Source organism: Flavobacterium collinsii, from assembly GCF_902804485.1.
In the GTDB taxonomy this organism is placed as follows: Bacteria; Bacteroidota; Bacteroidia; order Flavobacteriales; family Flavobacteriaceae; genus Flavobacterium; species Flavobacterium collinsii.
On record NZ_CADCST010000148.1, the window covers coordinates 1 to 18,295 of the forward strand.

The window sequence follows — 18,295 nt, forward strand, 5'->3', positions numbered from 1 at the left end:
ATCATATTGGATTAGATTGTATTAATGGAAAAACAAAGAGTTCTACACATTATAACAGTATCGTTTGTTATAAACCATTTTTTTGGAAAACAGTTTCTATATTTAAAGAATAAGACTGGTAATGAATACCACTTAGGTTGTTCTCCTTCAGATGATTTTCTTGAATTTTCTGAAAGATTAGAATATATTCCATTTGAAGTTGAAATAACAAGATCTATTAGTCCATTAAAAGATATAAAGGCAATTATCAAGATTTATAGGTATATTAAAAAAAATAAAATTAATAAAGTCGTAGGGCATACGCCAAAAGGAGGAATGGTTGCGATGATCGCATCATTTGCTGCTGGTATTCCAGATCGAATTTACTTTAGACACGGAATAATCTATGAAACAAGTTTAGGATTTAAAAGAGTGTTACTTAAAAATATAGACCGTTTAACAGGTTTTTTTGCAACAAAAGTGGTTTGTGTTAGTAGATCTGTAATGGAATTTAGTGAAGTAGATAAACTTAACGATCCGAATAAAAACAGAATATTAGGATTAGGAACTTGCAATGGAATTGATACTGATGTAAAATTTAATCCAGCTTTGGCTAATGAAAAATTAGTAGATGATTTAAGAAATCTTTACAGTATTGGAGATTCTAAAATAGTAGGCTATGTTGGGCGTTTAGTTAAAGATAAAGGTGTTGATGAATTACTATTAGCTTGGGAAATAATAAATGAACAGTTTCCAGATGCAAAACTGTTGTTAGTTGGACCTATTGAAGAAAGAGATGAGATTTCGAATTATTCTAAAAAAATGATTATGGAAAATTCATCAATAATTTTTACAGATTTTGTAACTGATGCTTCTCCATTTTTCTCTATAATGGATGTCTTCGTTTTGCCAACTTACAGAGAAGGTTTCCCAACAGTTGCCTTAGAAGCCTCTTCGATGGAGATTCCAGTTTTGATCACAAAAGCAACAGGTTGTCAAGAAGCTATAATTAATAATATTACAGGAATGTTTATTTCTCATGATGTTCAAGATATAGCTCAAAAAACTTTATATTACTTGAAAAATAGTAATATCGCTTCTCAACATGGGAAACAAGGAAGGGTTTTTGTAAACGAAAATTTTGAACAATCTAAAATTTGGGATTTAATATCTAACCAGTTAAAAATATAGATGTTGAAAATTACTATAACAGGTGGAACAGGATTTGTTGGGATAAATTTGCATGATTTTCTCAAAGATGATTATCAGGTTGATCTTTTAAGTGTTCGATTCAAAGAAAATCAGAAAATTACAATTCATTCAGATATTGTGATTCATCTTGCTGGTAAAGCACACGATTTAAAAAAAGTTTCGAAACCAAACGAGTACTATGAGGCAAATTTTGAACTAACAAAGCAATTATTTGATGCGTTTTTAAAATCAGAAGCTTCTGTGTTTATTTTTATGAGTACAGTTAAGGCTGTTACCGACAAAGTTGATGGAATTTTGACAGAAGATTTTATTCCAAATCCTATAACGTATTATGGAAAAGCAAAACTTAAAGCAGAGGAGTATTTGCTTAGCAAAATATTACCTAAAGGTAAAAGAATATATATTCTTAGACCTTGTATGATTCATGGGCCGAAAAATAAAGGTAATCTCAATTTATTATATAAACTAGTTTCAAAAGGCTTGCCTTGGCCGTTAGGCGCATTTGAAAATCAACGCTCTTTTTTGAGTATTGATAACCTTTGTTTTGTAATTAAGGAATTGATTGATAATGATTTAGTTCCAACTGGGGTGTATAATTTATCTGACGATAAAGCTTTGTCTACCAATGAATTGATTAAGATTTTGGAAAAAAGTTTAGGAAAGCAAAATTTAATTTGGAATATTAATCCGTCTTTTATCATAATGCTTGCTAAGATCGGAGATTATACAGGTTTACCTTTGAATTCTGAACGTTTAGAAAAGTTGACAGAAAATTACGCAGTAAGTAACGATAAAATAGTTAATTCAATTGGTAAGTCATTTCCAATGTCAATTGAAGCTGGCTTAATAAAAACTTTTAGATCCTTCAAAGAATAAAATATTTAGGTATAAACTTTGAATTTTTTTGGGGAATTAATATTTATGAACCCTGGTAATAAAATATAAAAATGACTTTGGAATAATTAGTAAAAATGGAAAATATAGTAGTAGGATTTTTTTTGATAATTATGATTTTGCTTTATTTTAAAATAGCAGATCGTTTTAGTATTATTGACAAACCAAATGAAAGAAGCTCTCATACAGAAGTTACACTAAGAGGAGGAGGAATTGTTTTTTGGTTTGCGGCCTTAATTTATTTTTTACAACATCTTAAATCGAATTATTGTTTCTTTATCGGAATAACTTTGATCAGCTTAGTTAGTTTTTGGGATGACATTCAAAATTTGCCCAATAAAACCAGAATTATAGTTCATTTTTTCTCAATTACTCTGATTTTCTATGACTTAAATCTATTTTCCATATTTCCTATTTGGGGAATTATAATTGCCTACATACTATCTATCGGATTGATTAATGCTTACAATTTCATGGATGGAATAAATGGCATCACTGGTCTGTATACTTTAGCTGTAATGGGAGCGTTGTTATATGTTAATACAAAAATTCAGCTATTTATAGATGGTAATTTGATAAAATATGCAATGATTGCAAGTTTAGTTTTTTTATTTTTTAACTATAGAAAAAAAGCAAAATGTTTTGCAGGAGATGTGGGGAGTATTGCAATTGCTTTTTGGATTATTTATTTGGTTTTGAAACTTATTATTACTACCAATTCTTTAGTCTGGTCCTTGTTTTTAGCTGTATATGGAATAGACGCAGTTTGTACAATTATGCACAGGTTGTATTTAAGGCAGAACATTTTTGAGGCGCATCGTTTGCATTTATATCAGGTTTTAAGTAATGAGTATAAAATGCAACATAGATTAGTTGCCTTGTTTTATGCACTAATTCAAATCGCTGTTTCGACTTTAGTTATCTTGTTTTATCAGAAAGTTGGCGATATATTTTTGTTTGTAATTATTTTAGTACCCTTACTTTTGTTTTATACAGTGAAGTTTTATTTGTTAAATAAAATCAATTTGAAAGTAAGCATATGAATTCAAAAATAATTCAAGGTGGAAATTTTTCTGATCATCGCGGCATAATTTCATATGTTAATGATTTTAGCTTTGAAGGAATTGAGAGATTTTATATCATTAGTAATTCTGACGAAAATCCCATTCGTGCATGGCAAGGGCATAAATTAGATTCTAAAAATTTTTATTGCATAAATGGATCTTTCAAAATACATTATGTAAAAATTGATAATTGGGAAAATCCTTCAAAGGACTTGGTTGTCGAGACGGTTTTAATGTCAGAAGCAGAAAGTAAAATAGTTCATATTCCAGCAGGTTATGCTAATGCAATTGAGTCAGTGGAAAGCAATTCTAAATTGATATCGTTTTCAACTTTGCCATTGTCAAATGTTAGTGAAGATGATATTCGATATCCTTCAGATTATTGGAAAGTAAATGCAAAATAAACGTATTTTTCTATCCCTATCACAACAAAGTGGTTTTGAACAACAATATATTCAGAAGGCTTTAGAAACAAACTGGATCACATCTGGAGGTCCCAATGTAAATGATTTCGAATGTGTTTTAGAGAATTATTTAGTAGAGGGATCATTTGTTACTGCTTTAAATTCTGGAACTTCAGCAATTCATTTGGCATTAATTTTATTAGATGTAAAAGATGGTGATGAGGTCATTTGTCAAAGTATGACTTTTTCAGCATCAGCAAATCCAATTTTGTATCAAAGAGCAATTCCTGTTTTTGTAGATAGTGAGCCCGATACGTGGAATATTTGCCCAGATCAACTTGAAATTGCAATTAAGGCCAGAATTAAAAAAGGAAAAAAGCCAAAGGCCATAATTGCAGTTCATTTATATGGTAACCCATATAAAATAGATGAAATTCATGCAATTGCTGATCGATATGAGATTCCGATTATTGAAGATAGTGCAGAAGCGTTAGGAAGTATTTATAAAGGGAAAAAATGTGGAACTTTTGGTGAATTTGGCATCCTATCATTTAATGGAAATAAAATTATTTCCACCTCGAGTGGAGGTGCTTTAGTAACAAATTCAAATAATTTAAAAGAAAAATCTATCTTTTATGCTACGCAATCTAAGGACGATGCAGTACATTATCAACATAGTGAAATTGGATACAATTATAGAATGAGTAATATTTGTGCAGGAATTGGTCTTGCACAGATGCATATTTTGGATAAAAATTTAAAAGCTCGCGAAGAAATGTGTTTTTTTTACAAGAGTATTTTTAATAATATAAATGGGGTAAAGCTTTTTGAAAGTTTAAATAATCATTGTTTTTCTAATCATTGGTTAAGTACAATTGTTGTTGAACCAAATTTAAAAAAAGGTTTAAGTAGGGAAGAATTAAGAATCGCTTTTGAAAAAGAGAATATCGAAAGTAGGCCATTATGGAAGCCAATGCATTTACAGCCAATTTTCGAAAAATATCCATATTATGGTAATAAAGTTGCAGAAGAATTATTTGAAAAAGGATTATGCTTACCTTCGGGATCTAATTTGAGTGATGACGATAGGTTAAGAATTAAAAACGTTTTAGACGTATTTTTTAAATGAAGTTTAAAGTATTATTATTGATTAAATGAAATCAGAAAAAACTTTTATAGAGGATTTATTAATTATTGAGCCACTTGTTTTTGGAGATGAAAGAGGTTACTTTTTTGAATCTTACAGTAAAGCAAAATTTGCAGACTTAGGAATAAATATCGATTTCGTTCAAGATAATCAGTCTTTTTCAAAAAAGAATACCTTAAGGGGGTTGCATTATCAAAATCCACCATTTTCGCAGACTAAATTATTAAGTGTGTTGCAAGGTGAGATTATTGATGTTGCAGTCGATCTGAGAAAAGACTCTCCTACTTATGGAAAAGCATTCAGTGTTTTATTATCGGCGGAGAATAAAAAGCAATTATTAATCCCTAAAGGTTTTGCACATGGTTTTTCGGTCATAAGTGAGACCGCTTCAGTAATGTATAAATGCGATCAGTTTTATAATAAAGCTGCTGAGGGTGGAATTAAATACGATGATCCATCTTTAAATATTGATTGGGGAATGGATCTGAAAGAAGCTATTGTTTCTGAAAAAGATCAAGTGCTTCCTTTTATTGATAATTGCAATAGCTTATTTTAATGAGAAAAATACTTGTTACTGGAGCAAATGGACAATTAGGATCCGAAATTTCAGTTCTATCAGCATCTTATCCAGAATTTGAATGGATTTTTGCAGATAGAACTAAGATTACGCTAGATAATTTAGAGTTGCTGAAAGATCAGTTGAATGAGATTAAACCTGATATTGTTTTTAATTGTGGCGCTTATACAGCAGTAGATAAAGCTGAAACTGAAAAAGAATTGGCATTTACAATAAACCATTTGGCCATAGAGTTAATTGCAAAGTATACATTTGAAAATAATGTAATACTAATCCACATTTCAACAGATTATGTATTTGATGGATCTTCTTCTTCTGCTTTGAATGAAAAGGCAGTCACAAATCCGATAAATGTTTATGGCGCAAGTAAAAGAGCTGGTGAAATTGCTTGTTTGAAAGAGAATCCAAGTTCCATTATTATAAGAACCTCTTGGGTATATAGTAAATTTGGCAATAATTTTGTTAAGACTATGCAGCGATTAATGCATGAAAGAGAAACGCTTAATGTGGTTAACGATCAAATTGGCTCGCCAACTTATGCTGCTGATTTGGCTCAAACAATGATTGATATAGTAAAATTTGCGAATTGGATTCCGGGAATTTATAATTATTCAAATGAAGGAGAAATAAGTTGGTATGAATTTGCGTTGACCATAAAAGAACTGGGTGGATATAATTGTAATGTTAGTGGGATACCATCAGCATCATATCCAACACCGGCAAAACGTCCGGAATTTTCATTATTAGATAAAAAGAAGATTAAGGAAGTTTATAATGTGGATGTTCCTGACTATAAGGAAAGTCTAAAAAAAATGTTTGTTTAAAAATTTAGGATTAGAATTTTAGGTGCTTGAGCAATCAGAATCTAAAATCTTAAAACCTAAAGTCTAAAATTTAAGATTTATGAAAGGAATTATTTTAGCAGGAGGTTCTGGTACCCGTTTGCATCCTTTAACATTGGCAATGAGCAAACAGATGATGCCCGTTTATGATAAACCAATGATTTATTATCCTTTATCAACTTTGATGATGTCGGGTATTAATGAAATTTTGATTATATCGACACCTCATGATTTACCAAATTTTAAAAAATTATTGGGAGATGGATCAACGTTAGGTTGCAAATTTAGTTATGCAGAGCAAATAATTCCTAATGGATTAGCGCAAGCTTTTGTAATTGGTGAAGAATTTATAGGTAAAGATGATGTTGCCCTCATATTAGGAGATAATATCTTCTTTGGATCTAATATGCAGGAACTTTTGAAATCAAATACAAAACCTCAAGGAGGAGTTGTTTTTGCTTACCATGTTTCAGATCCTGAACGATATGGAGTTGTTGAATTTGATGAAAATTTTAAGGCGATTTCAATTGAAGAAAAGCCAATCAATCCGAAATCAAATTATGCCGTGCCAGGATTGTATTTTTATGATAATTCGGTTGTAGAAATTGCCAAGAATATTAAACCTAGTGCAAGAGGAGAGTACGAAATTACAGACGTGAATAAAGTATACTTAGAGAGAGGAGTACTAAAAGTTGGTATTTTAAGTAGAGGTACTGCTTGGTTAGATACAGGGACTTTTAATAGTTTAATGCAAGCAGGACAATTTGTTCAGGTGCTTGAAGAAAGACAAGGTTTAAAAGTAGGCTGTATTGAGGAGATTGCCTGGAGACTGGGGTTTATTAATGATTCTCAATTGGAAGAACTTGCTTTACCTCTTGTTAAATCGGGATACGGGGCTTATTTAATAGAATTTTTAAAACAAAAGAAAAAAGGTGTTAAAGTCTAATTTACCATATGAAATGATTTTTTAAAACCTTTAATTTGTATTTTTGTAAGTCGTACAAAGTTTACAAAATTAAACTGAACCAAATTGGATACAGATAAACAAACCAAAATAGCTTCTTTATTGCTTAATTTATTTTCACCTAGGAATTTACGAGCGAGTATTAATAACCTTAGTTATCTGCCTCGATGGATTATTGTTGCCATAGATATAATGGTACTGATTTTCTCGTTTACTTTTACCTATATGTTGTTTGAAGGTACAGCATTAGGGTATATTATTACCTCTCATCAGTTTTTCTTTGTCTCGAGTTTAATTGTTACTAATATATTTTTCTTTTGGTTGTTTAGAACTTATTCGGGGATTATTAGACATTCTTCTTATATAGATGCTATAAAATTGTTATTTTCTCAAATGTCAGTTTTAGTGTTTTTCTTATTTTTCAATTTAGTTTTTGAATTATATACAGGACATAAAGCATTTTTAAATACAGCACTTTTTATCAATTTAGTATTGTCATTTTGTGGACTGTTTTTATATCGAGTGATCGTAAAGCAGACATTTGAATTGTATTTTTCCGAAAAAACAACCACAAAGTTAATTCGTACAGTAATTTATGGAACAGATGCTAATGCAATTTCGGTTGCAAATGCTTTGAAGTTTGAAACTCCTTCGCGATTTAAAATCGTTGGATTTGTAGACAAAAATAATCAGAATGCTTCTAAGCGAATGCTTGATTTGCCCATTTTGATTTTAAGAAAAAAATTACCGGCTTTAATGCGTTCTGTGGCAGCTGAAGGAGTTATTATTGCTGATAAGAGTTTATCTAAAGATGAGCAGTTAATTATTGTAGATCAATGTTTGGAGTTTAATTATCGAGTATATACAGTTCCGTTGATTTCAGACTGGGAGAATCAAAAAGAAATTTCACAAAAAGTAAAGAACATTCAGATTGAAGATTTATTAGAAAGAAAACCTATTGTTCTAGATAGTAAATCGATTTCAAAACAGTTAAAAGACAAAACAGTTCTAATTACTGGTGCAGCGGGATCTATAGGCAGTGAAATAGTAAGACAGGTACTTGGTTTTAATCCTAAAATGGTGATTATTCTAGATCATGCTGAAACTCCACTTCATAATTTGTGTTTAGAGACTTTAACTTTAGGTTCTGAGTCAAAAATTATAGCAGTAATAGCCGATGTAAGAAGTAAAAAAGCATTGGAAAAAGTTTTCAAAAACTATAACCCTCATGTTGTTTTTCATGCCGCTGCGTACAAACATGTTCCGTTAATGGAAGAAAACCCTGCACAGGCTATTCAGACGAATATTAAGGGGACTAAGAACTTGGCAGATTTGTCTTGTAAGTATCATGTCAAAAAGTTTGTCATGGTTTCTACCGATAAAGCAGTGAATCCTAGTAATGTTATGGGTGCGAGTAAAAGAATTGCCGAAAAATATGTTCAATCTCTGTTCCTGAAAAATCAGAGAGAAAATGGAGGAGAGAGCGTTACTAAATTTATCACGACCCGTTTCGGAAATGTTTTAGGTTCGAATGGATCAGTAGTTCCGTTGTTTACCAAGCAAATTGCCGAAGGTGGCCCGGTTACTATAACGCATCAGGATATCATTCGTTATTTTATGACTATTCCTGAAGCTTGTCAATTAGTTTTAGAAGCTGGTGCTATGGGTAACGGAGGTGAGATTTATATTTTTGATATGGGCAAACCTGTAAAGATTATAGATTTGGCTAAAAAAATGATTAAACTGGCAGGTTTTATTCCGGATAAGGAAATAAAGATTAAAATTGTTGGGTTACGACCTGGGGAGAAATTATATGAAGAGTTATTAAACGATACTTCTAAAACATTGCCAACTTATCATAATAAGATTATGATTGCTCAGGAGATTCAAGACGAGTATGAAAATCTGCATATCGAGATCGATGAACTTATCGGAATAGCCGATTTTTATGACAATGAGGATATAGTAGCGAAAATGAAAAAAATTGTTCCCGAATTCAAAAGTATGAATTCTACTTTTGAGGTTTTAGATAAGTAATTTTACAATATTTGAATTAAGGTTTAATTCGATACAATAAAAAAGGTGTTTTTTTAGAAAACGCCTTTTTTGCTTTTTAAATAAATTTTAAGCATATAAAAATCTTGTTAATTAGACAGGGACGCTGTTCGAATTTTAAAGATTAAATTGATTTTTTGAGAAAAAGTTTTACCTACTGACTTAGTTGCAATCTGCTTGTGACAATTTTAAAATGAATAACAACAATACCCCCAATGATTGGTTGTTTGAAATAACACCTAAGAATAAGTTCTTCTCGTTAAACCTAAAAGAGGTTTGGCAATACCGTGACTTATTATTTCTTTTTGTAAAGAGAGATGTAATTACGGTTTATAAACAAACTGTGTTAGGTCCGCTTTGGTATCTCATACAGCCATTATTTACTTCTGTTACCTTTACAATTATATTCAATAATGTTGCTGGTATCAATACGGGAACAGTTCCACCATTTTTATTTAATCTGGCAGGAATAACCGTTTGGAATTATTTTACTTCATGCCTGACTGGGACGTCAGATACTTTTAAGGCTAATGCTGCAATTTTTGGGAAAGTATATTTTCCGCGAATCATTACACCTTTATCAGTTGTAATTTCAAATCTTGTAAAGTTCGGAATTCAATTTTTGATTTTTGTTGGATTCTATATTTTCTATTATTTTCAGGGAGCTGATTTAAGTTTAAATGGCCTAGTTTTATTTTTTCCTATTTTAATAATCATAATGGGGGTTTTAGGTTTGGGATTAGGGATGCTCATTTCGGCGATGGTTACAAAATATCGCGATTTCAGTCATCTAATTGGCTTCGGGATACAATTACTAATGTATTTGTCGGCAGTCATGTATCCTATGGAGCTTATTAAAGATAAATTACCTAGTTATGGTTGGCTAGTCGAATATAATCCATTAGCTTATATTATTGAGACTGCTCGTTTCATGTTATTGAATGTAGGTGATATTTCGGTTTTGGGATTGGCTTATACTTTAATTGTAACTATAACAGTATTTTTTATTGGACTACTGGTTTTTAATAGAACGGAGAAAAGCTTTATAGATACAGTTTAATTAATGATTTGTTATTCACAGTTGGAAAAAGATATAATATTAAAAGCCGAAAACATTTCTAAACAATATCGTTTAGGACAAGTAGGTACCGGAACCTTAAGTCATGATATTAATCGTTGGTGGCATAAGATTAGAGGTAAAGAGAATCCTTATTTAAAAATTGGGGATACAAATGATCGTTCTACAAAAGGAAATTCGGATTATGTCTGGGCACTGCAAGGCATTAATTTTGAGGTGGAACGAGGAGAAGTTCTCGGAATTATTGGTAAAAACGGAGCGGGAAAATCGACACTTTTGAAGATACTTTCAAAAGTTACAGCTCCAACTACCGGAAGTATAAAATCGCGAGGACGAATTGCTTCACTACTTGAAGTAGGAACTGGTTTTAATGGAGAAATGACAGGAAGGGAAAATATCTTCCTGAACGGTGCCATTCTTGGAATGACCAAAAAGGAAATTTCATCAAAATTAGCTGAAATAATTGAATTCTCAGGTTGTGAACGTTTTATTGATACACCAGTAAAAAGATATAGCTCCGGAATGACCGTTCGATTGGCTTTTGCGGTAGCAGCATTTTTGGAGCCCGAAATATTAGTGGTGGATGAGGTTTTGGCAGTTGGAGATGCCGAATTTCAAAAAAAGGCTATCGGTAAGATGCAGGATATTTCTAAGGGAGAGGGGCGTACTGTTTTATTTGTGAGCCATAATATGGCTGCAATTGAAACATTATGTACTCGGGTTATTAGTATGGAGTATGGTAGAATTTGCAGTAATGGAAATCCAACTAAAGTCATTTCGGATTATTTAAAAAATGCCTCTTTTTCTAAACGTAATATCAGTTTTGATACAATCGAAAAAGCCAAAGGTAATAATCATATACGTATTCTTTTTGCTTCAATTGAAAACGTTTCAGGAGATAATGTTGAGGATGTTATAGATGTGACATCAGCTATAGAATTTAAAATAAAAATTATTAATCAAACAGATAAGGATGAAATTTTTGTAGGTTATGATTTAAGAACAATAAAAGGAGATATCGTATTTAGCTCAATGAAGAATTTTGAATGCCATATAAATCAAATTACTTCTTTAAAGTGCAGTATCCCTGGCAATTTTTTAAATGATGATGTTTATCAGATCCATGTGTATATCCACACAAATAGTATGAATATGCTTTTTCAAGATACAGAATTATTAACATTTGAGATCAAAGATACTAAAAGAGAGTCAGGATACTTAGGAAAAGTTAATGGCTTTATTAGACCTCAATTACCATGGTGTAAATATTAAAAACGCTAAATAATGAATAGTATTTGTAATATTGGCCTTTTTTTAATGGGAAAAAAAGGATTTAAAAGATTGGATTTTATATTAGAAAAAAAAGGTAATTTTGATATAAAATATGTTGTTTGTTCTAGAGACAACTCTATTCTAGACGATTATTTTAAAGATATATATGATCTATGTTCCAGAAATAATATAAAATTTTTTGAAAGAAGTTTTTTTGAAAATGATAGTAATGTTGATATAATTTTTGCTGTTGGCTGGAGATGGCTAATGCACGAAAACTTAAATAAGATTATTGTTTTTCATGACGCATTGCTGCCAAAATATAGAGGGTTCAATCCCCTGGTAACTGCATTAATAGAAGGGGATACTGAGATCGGAGTAACTGCATTAATAGCAAATGAAAAAATGGATTCAGGGGATATTGTTGGTCAGGAAATTATAGAGATTAAGTACCCAATAAAAATTGAAAAAGCAATTGACTATGTTAGTGAGTTGTATTCAGTATTAATGTATAAGATTTTAATTAATTATATTAATAAGGATTTATCACGAAGAGTTCAGGATGAAAACGAAGCGACTTATAGTTTATGGAGAAATAATGATGATTATAGAATTAATTGGAGCGAGAGTTCGTCCAGAATTGAAAGATTTGTTAATGCTGTAGGTTTTCCGTATAATTTTGCGTCAACAATTTATGATGGTAAAGAAATAAAAATTTTAGAGGTGACAGAAACACAAGATTTAAAAATTATAAATCGTGTGCCGGGGAAAATTTTTCAGATATCAGAGAATAAGCCACTAGTAATTTGCGGAGAAGGAATTCTAAAAATAGAAAAAGCTATTTATCTTGATTCTAGAGAAGAAGTAAGGTTCAATTTGCTTAGAGTTAAAATGTCATGAGTATTCCGTTTAATAAGCCTTATCTATCAGGCAAAGAAACATATTATATAACAGATGCAGTGGCTTCAGGTAAAATATCGGGGAACGGTAAATACACTAAATTGTGTCAGCAATTTTTTGAGGAAAATTATGGTTTTAATAAATGTTTGTTAACAACTTCATGTACAGATGCTCTTGAAATGGCTGCTATTTTGATAGATATTAAGCTTGATGATGAAGTTATTATCCCATCCTATACTTTTGTTTCTACAGCAAATGCATTTGTCTTAAGAGGAGCAAAAATAATCTTTGCAGATTCTAGTCCCATAAATCCCAATATTGACGTGGAAAGAATAGAATCTTTAATAACGCCCAAAACTAAAGCAATTGTTGTAGTGCATTATGCAGGAATTGCTTGCGATATGGAAGCTATTTTGGATTTGGCAAATCGCTATAATTTATTTGTTATAGAAGATGCTGCGCAAGCTATTGATAGTTTCTATACTTTTAGAAATGGGATCAAAAAGGCATTGGGTTCAATAGGACATTTAGCAGCTTTCTCTTTTCATGAAACTAAAAATATAATTTCAGGAGAAGGCGGGATGTTGGTTATTAATGATATGAAATTTGCAGATCGGGCAGAAATAATTTGGGAGAAAGGAACAAATAGAACGGCCTTTTTTAAAGGAGAAGTTGATAAGTACGGTTGGGTTGATATCGGATCTTCTTTTTTACCCTCAGAAATTATTTCTGCATTTTTATGGGCGCAGATTGAGCATTTAAAAAATATTCAGGATAAAAGAAAAAAAAATTGGATGCAGTATTTTGAGGGGTTAAAAGAAGTTGCAGCAAATTGTAATTTTAAATTACCACAAATACCAAACTTTGCTACAAATAATGCTCATATGTTCTATTTGGTTTTTGACTCAACAGAAAAAAGAGCAAACTGTATAAAAAGACTAAAAAACAAAAACATTCTTTCAGTTTTTCATTATTTGAGCTTACATAAAAGCCCTTTTTATAAAAATAAGCATTCAGGTGAAGATTTAATGTGGAGTAATTACTATTCAGAGAATTTATTGCGATTGCCAATGTATTATGAATTATCGACTACGGATATTGAATTAATAATTAGTACGATTAAGAATGAATAAGATTAAAATAATATTTTTAGTTTCAGATTTTTATCATAACGGAGCTCAACGGGAAATGTACGAGTTTGATACATCGGTGGACAGGAGTAAATTTGATATTACTATTTTAAGTTTAACACCATTAAATACAAGAGCAGATCTGCCGGATTATTTTTACGAAAAACATTTAGAACTTGGATCGAAAGTTATTTTTTTGGATGATTACTTTAACAAGCCCAATAAATCATTGGCTTATAAAGTTTTAAATAAAGTATCAAGGAATTTTTTTAAAAAAAAGACTAGCTTAAAGAATAATAAAAGTGTAGCAGCTTTATTAAATGATTTTGATAAGGTTGTCTTTATGGGGGAATATGTATATCAATATTTAGCGACTTTTATACCGCATGATTTCTTTCAGACAGTAATTATTTTTGTAATGTGTTTCCGATTTCAATCGGAAAATTACAGGAACTTCAGTAAGGACAACAAGTATTCTTTTATTAGTGTATTTGATGATTTAGAACAAGTAGAATTTGAGTTTCAGGGTTTCAAAGATTATACTTATCAACATATGCCATTAAGTCTGAACATCTCTGATATATACAAAAAATGGAATTTTAAGGATAATAATGAAATAAAAAGAATCGGGATTTTTACGAGGTTACATAAAGATAAACCATTAGATCCATTTTTATATGCTTATCAAATATTGATAAGTCAGGGTGTAAATGTTGAATTACATATATTTGGAATTGGAGATTTTAAACAAGCAGAATATGATCGTTACATTAATCACCTTGGACTTAAGGATAAAGTATATTTTAGAGGACATCAGTCTGACATGAAACAGACAATTTTAGATGAAAAATTGGATTTAATATGGTTTCAGGGCTATAATAATATTCCTGGCGGATATGCCGGGTTAGATGCTTGCTTAACAGGTACCCCCCAGATTTTTTGGGACTTTTTCGTAGGAGAGAATGGTCAGATAAATAAGTTGGATGTTGTTTATCCGCATTATAAAGATGTATTGTTATTTGTTGAAGCAAGTAAGGCTATTTTGTATGATGAAAAAATTGCAAAGTCAATTTCAGACAGACAATTTCAAAATGTTGTGGATAATAGAGATATTGCAAAAAATATAAAAACCGTAGAAGAAATACTTTCAAAATAAGAATGATTATCTCTATTACTCCTAAAATCACAGTTTTGATGCCTGTATACAATTGCGAATCTTTTATAAAGGAAGCAATAGATAGTATTTTGAATCAGACTTTTTCAGATTTTGAGTTTATAATAATTGATGATGCTTCTTCAGACTCAACGGTATCAATTATAAAAAAATATAAAGATTCAAGAATACAATTAATAGTAAAACCCCAGAACTCGGGTTATACTAATAGCTTAAATTACGGATTAAGTATCGCCAAAGGAGAATATATTGCCAGAATGGATGGTGATGATATAAGTTTTCCTGAACGCTTTGCGAAACAAGTTGCTTTTTTAGACAAAAACCAGGAGACCGTTCTTTGCGGGACAGCATTTAAAATAATTGGAACGGATACTATTATTACTGTACCTGAGTATCATGATGATATAAAATTGGCAATGCTTAAAGATTGTTGCATAGGACATCCAACAGTAATGATGAGAAAAAGTTGCTTGAATAATTTTTCGTTAATTTATGATACAAAAAAAGAACCAGCTGAAGATTATGATATGTGGACACGATTGTTAGTTGTAGGGAAGCTACACAACTTGCAAGAAGTTTTACTTAATTATAGGGTTCATAACTCACAAGTGTCTCATAAAAGAAACGAACAACAAATAAATATCGCACTAGAGATTAAAGTTAATTTTTTGACTAATGTTGGTTTTGAAATAAATGATCAAACCCGAAATTTTTTAAAGAAGATAATATCACGTAGAGAATTAGTTTCGTTTAAAGAAATAATGCAGTTTGAAGATTTAAAAAATGAATTGCTTTTAGCGAATCAGATAACTTTTTTTGAAAAAACAGGTTTTGAAGAGTATCTGCTGGAGATTAAGAGCAATATATTTAAAGATTACTTTTTAGAAAGAGAAAAATATTCACCAACAGTTTATTTGCAATATTTGAAAATTTCAAAGAAAGGAGCCATTAAATTAAAAACGTGGCATGAAATTAAATTACTTGTGAAATCAATAATATGCTATAGTAAAGAATGAAAGAGCCAATAATTTCTATAGTAGTTCCATGTTATAATCAGGCTCAATATTTAAATGAAGCCTTACAATCTGTTTTAGACCAGACGTATGAAAACTGGGAATGTATTGTAATAAATGATGGAAGCCCCGATAACGCAGAAGAAATTGCAGAAGAATGGATTGCTAAAGACCAAAGATTTAAATACTATTATCAGAAAAATAAAGGAGTAAGTAGTGCCAGGAATTTAGGTATTACAAACAGCACCGGTAAATTTATTCTGCCACTTGACGGAGATGATAAAATCGCTAAAGATTACATAAAACAAGCTGTAGAAGCATTTGAAAATGATGAATCATTAAAACTTGTTTACTGTAAAGCAGAAAAATTTGGAGATGAATCTGGAATCTGGAATCTGATGCCATTTTCACTTAAAAAATTGGCATTAGACAATATGATTTTTTGCTCGGCAATATATCGAAAAACAGATTGGGAACTAACTGGCGGGTATGACAATACAATGCTGGAAGGTCTTGAGGATTGGGAATTTTGGATATCACTTTTAAAAAATGGAGGAAATGTCTTGTGCTTGAGTACGGTCGGTTTTTACTACAGAATAAAATTAGTGTCAAGACAAAAAAAACTCGACGCTACTATAAAAGAAAAACTCTTCAATTATTTAAGTATAAAGCATGCCGATTTTTTTGTAGAACATTTAGGGTCTTTTGTAATGTTAAATAATAATTTACAAAAGGAAAGACAGTCATTTTCTATAAAATTAAATAGCGAAAAATTTGTACTTGATTTGTTTTGCAAAACTTTTTTTGGGTTTACGATTTTTGGAAAAATAAACAAAAAATAAATGCTGGCTATAGTTATACCCTATTATAAACTCATTTTTTTTAAAGAGACATTAAAATCATTATCAGATCAGACCGATAAAAGATTCAAAGTATATATAGGAAATGACGCCAGTCCTGAAGATCCATCATTACTTTTAGAACAATACAGAAATAAGATCGATTTCGTCTATCATTTGTTTGACAATAATTTAGGAGGGGCATCATTAATACAGCACTGGGAACGCTGTATAGCACTTGTTGAAGATGAAGAGTGGGTTATGATATTGGGGGATGATGATGTGTTGGAACCTAATTTTGTAGAAGAATTTTATAGTAGTTTGGAGGAAGTAAGTACTTGTCAAAGTAACGTTATAAGATACGCTACAAAATTGATTGATGGTGAAGATAAGATACTGTCGCAGGTTTATAAGCATCCAAAGCATGAGAAAGCGACTGATTTTTTTTGCCGCAAATTTTCTGGAAAAACAAGAAGTTCTTTATCTGAGTATATTTTTAAAAAAGAAGTTTATGTAACGTATAGATTTACTTACTACCCTTTGGCATGGCATAGTGATGATATGGCTGTTTTGGAATTTTCCGAAAATAAAATCATATTTACGATTAATGAAAGTAGTGTTAAAATAAGAGTTTCGGAGGAGAGTTTATCCGGAAGTACTTTCAATATAGCCGAGAAGAGATTGGCAGCATCTTTTTTCTATATGGATCTCGTTAGAAAGAAATTAAGCTTGTTTAATAAAAAGGAACGTCTATTTCTATTGTATCAACTTGAGGACTCAATTAAAAAAAGCAGAAAATTAGATTTCAAAGAATGGTCCTTACTTTCTAAATGTTATATAGAAAATTTTTCGCCAATTCCCGTTTTGAAGTTTACACGAAGATTTATAATCAGTTTTACACAATGAATACACTAGTTTCAATAGTAGTACCTTGTTACAAGCAAGCAAAATATCTTGATGAATGTTTACGCTCCGTTCTGAATCAAACCTATTATAATTGGGAATGTATTATTATTAATGATGGAAGTCCTGACAAAACAGAAATTGTGGCTCAAAAGTGGGTAGAAAAAGACACTCGATTTAAGTACCTTTTTCAAGAAAATAAAGGAGTAAGTGCGGCAAGAAACAATGCGATTTCGAACGCTAGTGGAGAATTTATAGTAGCACTAGATGCCGACGACTCAATTGCTAAGGATTACTTAGAAAAGCTAGTTCCGGAATTAGAAAATGATGCTTCCTTAGCGATCGTGTCCTGTTATAGTGTTTTTTTTAAGAATAATATAGAAAATGTCATTACTGAATTTAAACCACATGGTGATAATTACCAGCATTTAAGGTATGTTAATCAATTAATTGTTACTTCTTTATTTAGAAAAGAATGCTGGCATGAAGTTAACGGTTTTGATGAAGATATGGAAGGTTTTGAAGACTGGGAGTTTTGGCTTAACATAACTAAGAGAGGTTGGAAATATAAAATAGTTGAAGATTTTTTGTTTTTTTATCGAAAAGCAAAAAAATCCAGACAAGTCGATGCTTTGGAAAAACATTTTTATACAACAAAGGAATACATCTTTAAAAAACACAAAGAGTGTTATATTGAAGACTTTGAAAATTGTATGATCGTACTTTTTTTTGAGCAGAATATGCTCAAAAACAGTCAAAATAAAATTCAGAATTCAATAGAATACAAAATAGTAAAGGCGATTTACAAACCCTACAGAGTACTTCAGAGAATATGGAACAAAAAATAA

The 18,295-nt window shown here is 30.8% G+C and carries 18 protein-coding genes; all 18 read left to right on the forward strand.

All coding sequences use genetic code 11. The features are described 5' to 3' along the window. Positions 1 to 24 precede the first annotated feature (24 nt). The 18 genes from FLA105534_RS22030 to FLA105534_RS22115 all read left to right on the forward strand — a co-directional run bounded on the left by FLA105534_RS22030 (position 25) and on the right by FLA105534_RS22115 (position 18,295). Positions 25 to 1,170 (forward strand): glycosyltransferase family 4 protein, encoded by a 1,146-nt coding sequence (locus tag FLA105534_RS22030; protein WP_173968232.1) that lies wholly within the window; start codon positions 25 to 27, stop codon positions 1,168 to 1,170. Then, the gene (locus FLA105534_RS22035; protein WP_173968233.1) at positions 1,171 to 2,067 is read left to right on the forward strand and encodes an NAD-dependent epimerase/dehydratase family protein; all 897 of its coding nucleotides are present in this window, start codon (positions 1,171 to 1,173) and stop codon (positions 2,065 to 2,067) included. 95 nt (positions 2,068 to 2,162) lie between these two features. Continuing rightward, a complete protein-coding gene (locus tag FLA105534_RS22040) occupies positions 2,163 to 3,128 on the forward strand; it encodes an MraY family glycosyltransferase (RefSeq protein ID WP_173968234.1) in 966 nt (321 codons plus the stop codon). Next, positions 3,125 to 3,553, forward strand: a complete 429-nt coding sequence (locus tag FLA105534_RS22045; protein ID WP_173968235.1) for a WxcM-like domain-containing protein — start codon at positions 3,125 to 3,127, stop codon at positions 3,551 to 3,553. Before FLA105534_RS22040 ends, FLA105534_RS22045 begins: the two co-directional genes overlap by 4 nt. Then, positions 3,543 to 4,682, forward strand: coding sequence for a DegT/DnrJ/EryC1/StrS family aminotransferase (locus FLA105534_RS22050; protein WP_173968236.1), 1,140 nt, complete (start codon positions 3,543 to 3,545; stop codon positions 4,680 to 4,682). Before FLA105534_RS22045 ends, FLA105534_RS22050 begins: the two co-directional genes overlap by 11 nt. A gap of 25 nt (positions 4,683 to 4,707) precedes the next feature. Further along, positions 4,708 to 5,256 carry a dTDP-4-dehydrorhamnose 3,5-epimerase gene (gene rfbC, locus FLA105534_RS22055; RefSeq protein WP_173968237.1) on the forward strand — a complete coding sequence of 183 codons (549 nt, stop codon included), beginning with the start codon at positions 4,708 to 4,710 and terminating at the stop codon, positions 5,254 to 5,256. Continuing rightward, positions 5,256 to 6,101, forward strand: coding sequence for a dTDP-4-dehydrorhamnose reductase (gene rfbD / locus FLA105534_RS22060; protein ID WP_173968238.1), 846 nt, complete (start codon positions 5,256 to 5,258; stop codon positions 6,099 to 6,101). The genes rfbC and rfbD overlap by 1 nt, the downstream gene beginning before the upstream one ends. Before the next feature lie 79 nt (positions 6,102 to 6,180). Continuing rightward, complete coding sequence (gene rfbA / locus FLA105534_RS22065) at positions 6,181 to 7,065, forward strand: glucose-1-phosphate thymidylyltransferase RfbA (protein WP_173968239.1); 885 nt, start codon at positions 6,181 to 6,183, stop codon at positions 7,063 to 7,065. 84 nt (positions 7,066 to 7,149) lie between these two features. After that, positions 7,150 to 9,120 (forward strand): polysaccharide biosynthesis protein, encoded by a 1,971-nt coding sequence (locus FLA105534_RS22070; RefSeq protein ID WP_173968240.1) that lies wholly within the window; start codon positions 7,150 to 7,152, stop codon positions 9,118 to 9,120. 211 nt (positions 9,121 to 9,331) lie between these two features. After that, on the forward strand, positions 9,332 to 10,198 hold the full coding sequence (locus tag FLA105534_RS22075; RefSeq protein WP_173968241.1) for an ABC transporter permease: 867 nt from the start codon (positions 9,332 to 9,334) through the stop codon (positions 10,196 to 10,198). A 3-nt stretch (positions 10,199 to 10,201) separates the two neighbouring features. Then, the gene (locus FLA105534_RS22080; protein WP_173968242.1) at positions 10,202 to 11,488 is read left to right on the forward strand and encodes an ABC transporter ATP-binding protein; all 1,287 of its coding nucleotides are present in this window, start codon (positions 10,202 to 10,204) and stop codon (positions 11,486 to 11,488) included. A gap of 12 nt (positions 11,489 to 11,500) precedes the next feature. Further along, a complete protein-coding gene (locus tag FLA105534_RS22085) occupies positions 11,501 to 12,388 on the forward strand; it encodes a methionyl-tRNA formyltransferase (protein ID WP_173968243.1) in 888 nt (295 codons plus the stop codon). Next, positions 12,385 to 13,521 (forward strand): dTDP-4-amino-4,6-dideoxygalactose transaminase, encoded by a 1,137-nt coding sequence (rffA, locus tag FLA105534_RS22090; protein ID WP_173968244.1) that lies wholly within the window; start codon positions 12,385 to 12,387, stop codon positions 13,519 to 13,521. The genes FLA105534_RS22085 and rffA overlap by 4 nt, the downstream gene beginning before the upstream one ends. Further along, the gene (locus tag FLA105534_RS22095) at positions 13,514 to 14,674 is read left to right on the forward strand and encodes a glycosyltransferase family protein (protein ID WP_173968245.1); all 1,161 of its coding nucleotides are present in this window, start codon (positions 13,514 to 13,516) and stop codon (positions 14,672 to 14,674) included. The genes rffA and FLA105534_RS22095 overlap by 8 nt, the downstream gene beginning before the upstream one ends. Positions 14,675 to 14,676: 2 nt before the next feature. Further along, complete coding sequence (locus FLA105534_RS22100) at positions 14,677 to 15,708, forward strand: glycosyltransferase family 2 protein (RefSeq protein ID WP_173968246.1); 1,032 nt, start codon at positions 14,677 to 14,679, stop codon at positions 15,706 to 15,708. Continuing rightward, positions 15,705 to 16,547 (forward strand): glycosyltransferase family 2 protein, encoded by an 843-nt coding sequence (locus FLA105534_RS22105; protein WP_173968247.1) that lies wholly within the window; start codon positions 15,705 to 15,707, stop codon positions 16,545 to 16,547. The genes FLA105534_RS22100 and FLA105534_RS22105 overlap by 4 nt, the downstream gene beginning before the upstream one ends. Next, positions 16,548 to 17,450 (forward strand): glycosyltransferase family A protein, encoded by a 903-nt coding sequence (locus tag FLA105534_RS22110; RefSeq protein ID WP_173968248.1) that lies wholly within the window; start codon positions 16,548 to 16,550, stop codon positions 17,448 to 17,450. Beyond that, entirely contained in the window at positions 17,447 to 18,295 is an 849-nt protein-coding gene (locus FLA105534_RS22115; RefSeq protein WP_173968249.1) for a glycosyltransferase family 2 protein, read from the forward strand. The genes FLA105534_RS22110 and FLA105534_RS22115 overlap by 4 nt, the downstream gene beginning before the upstream one ends.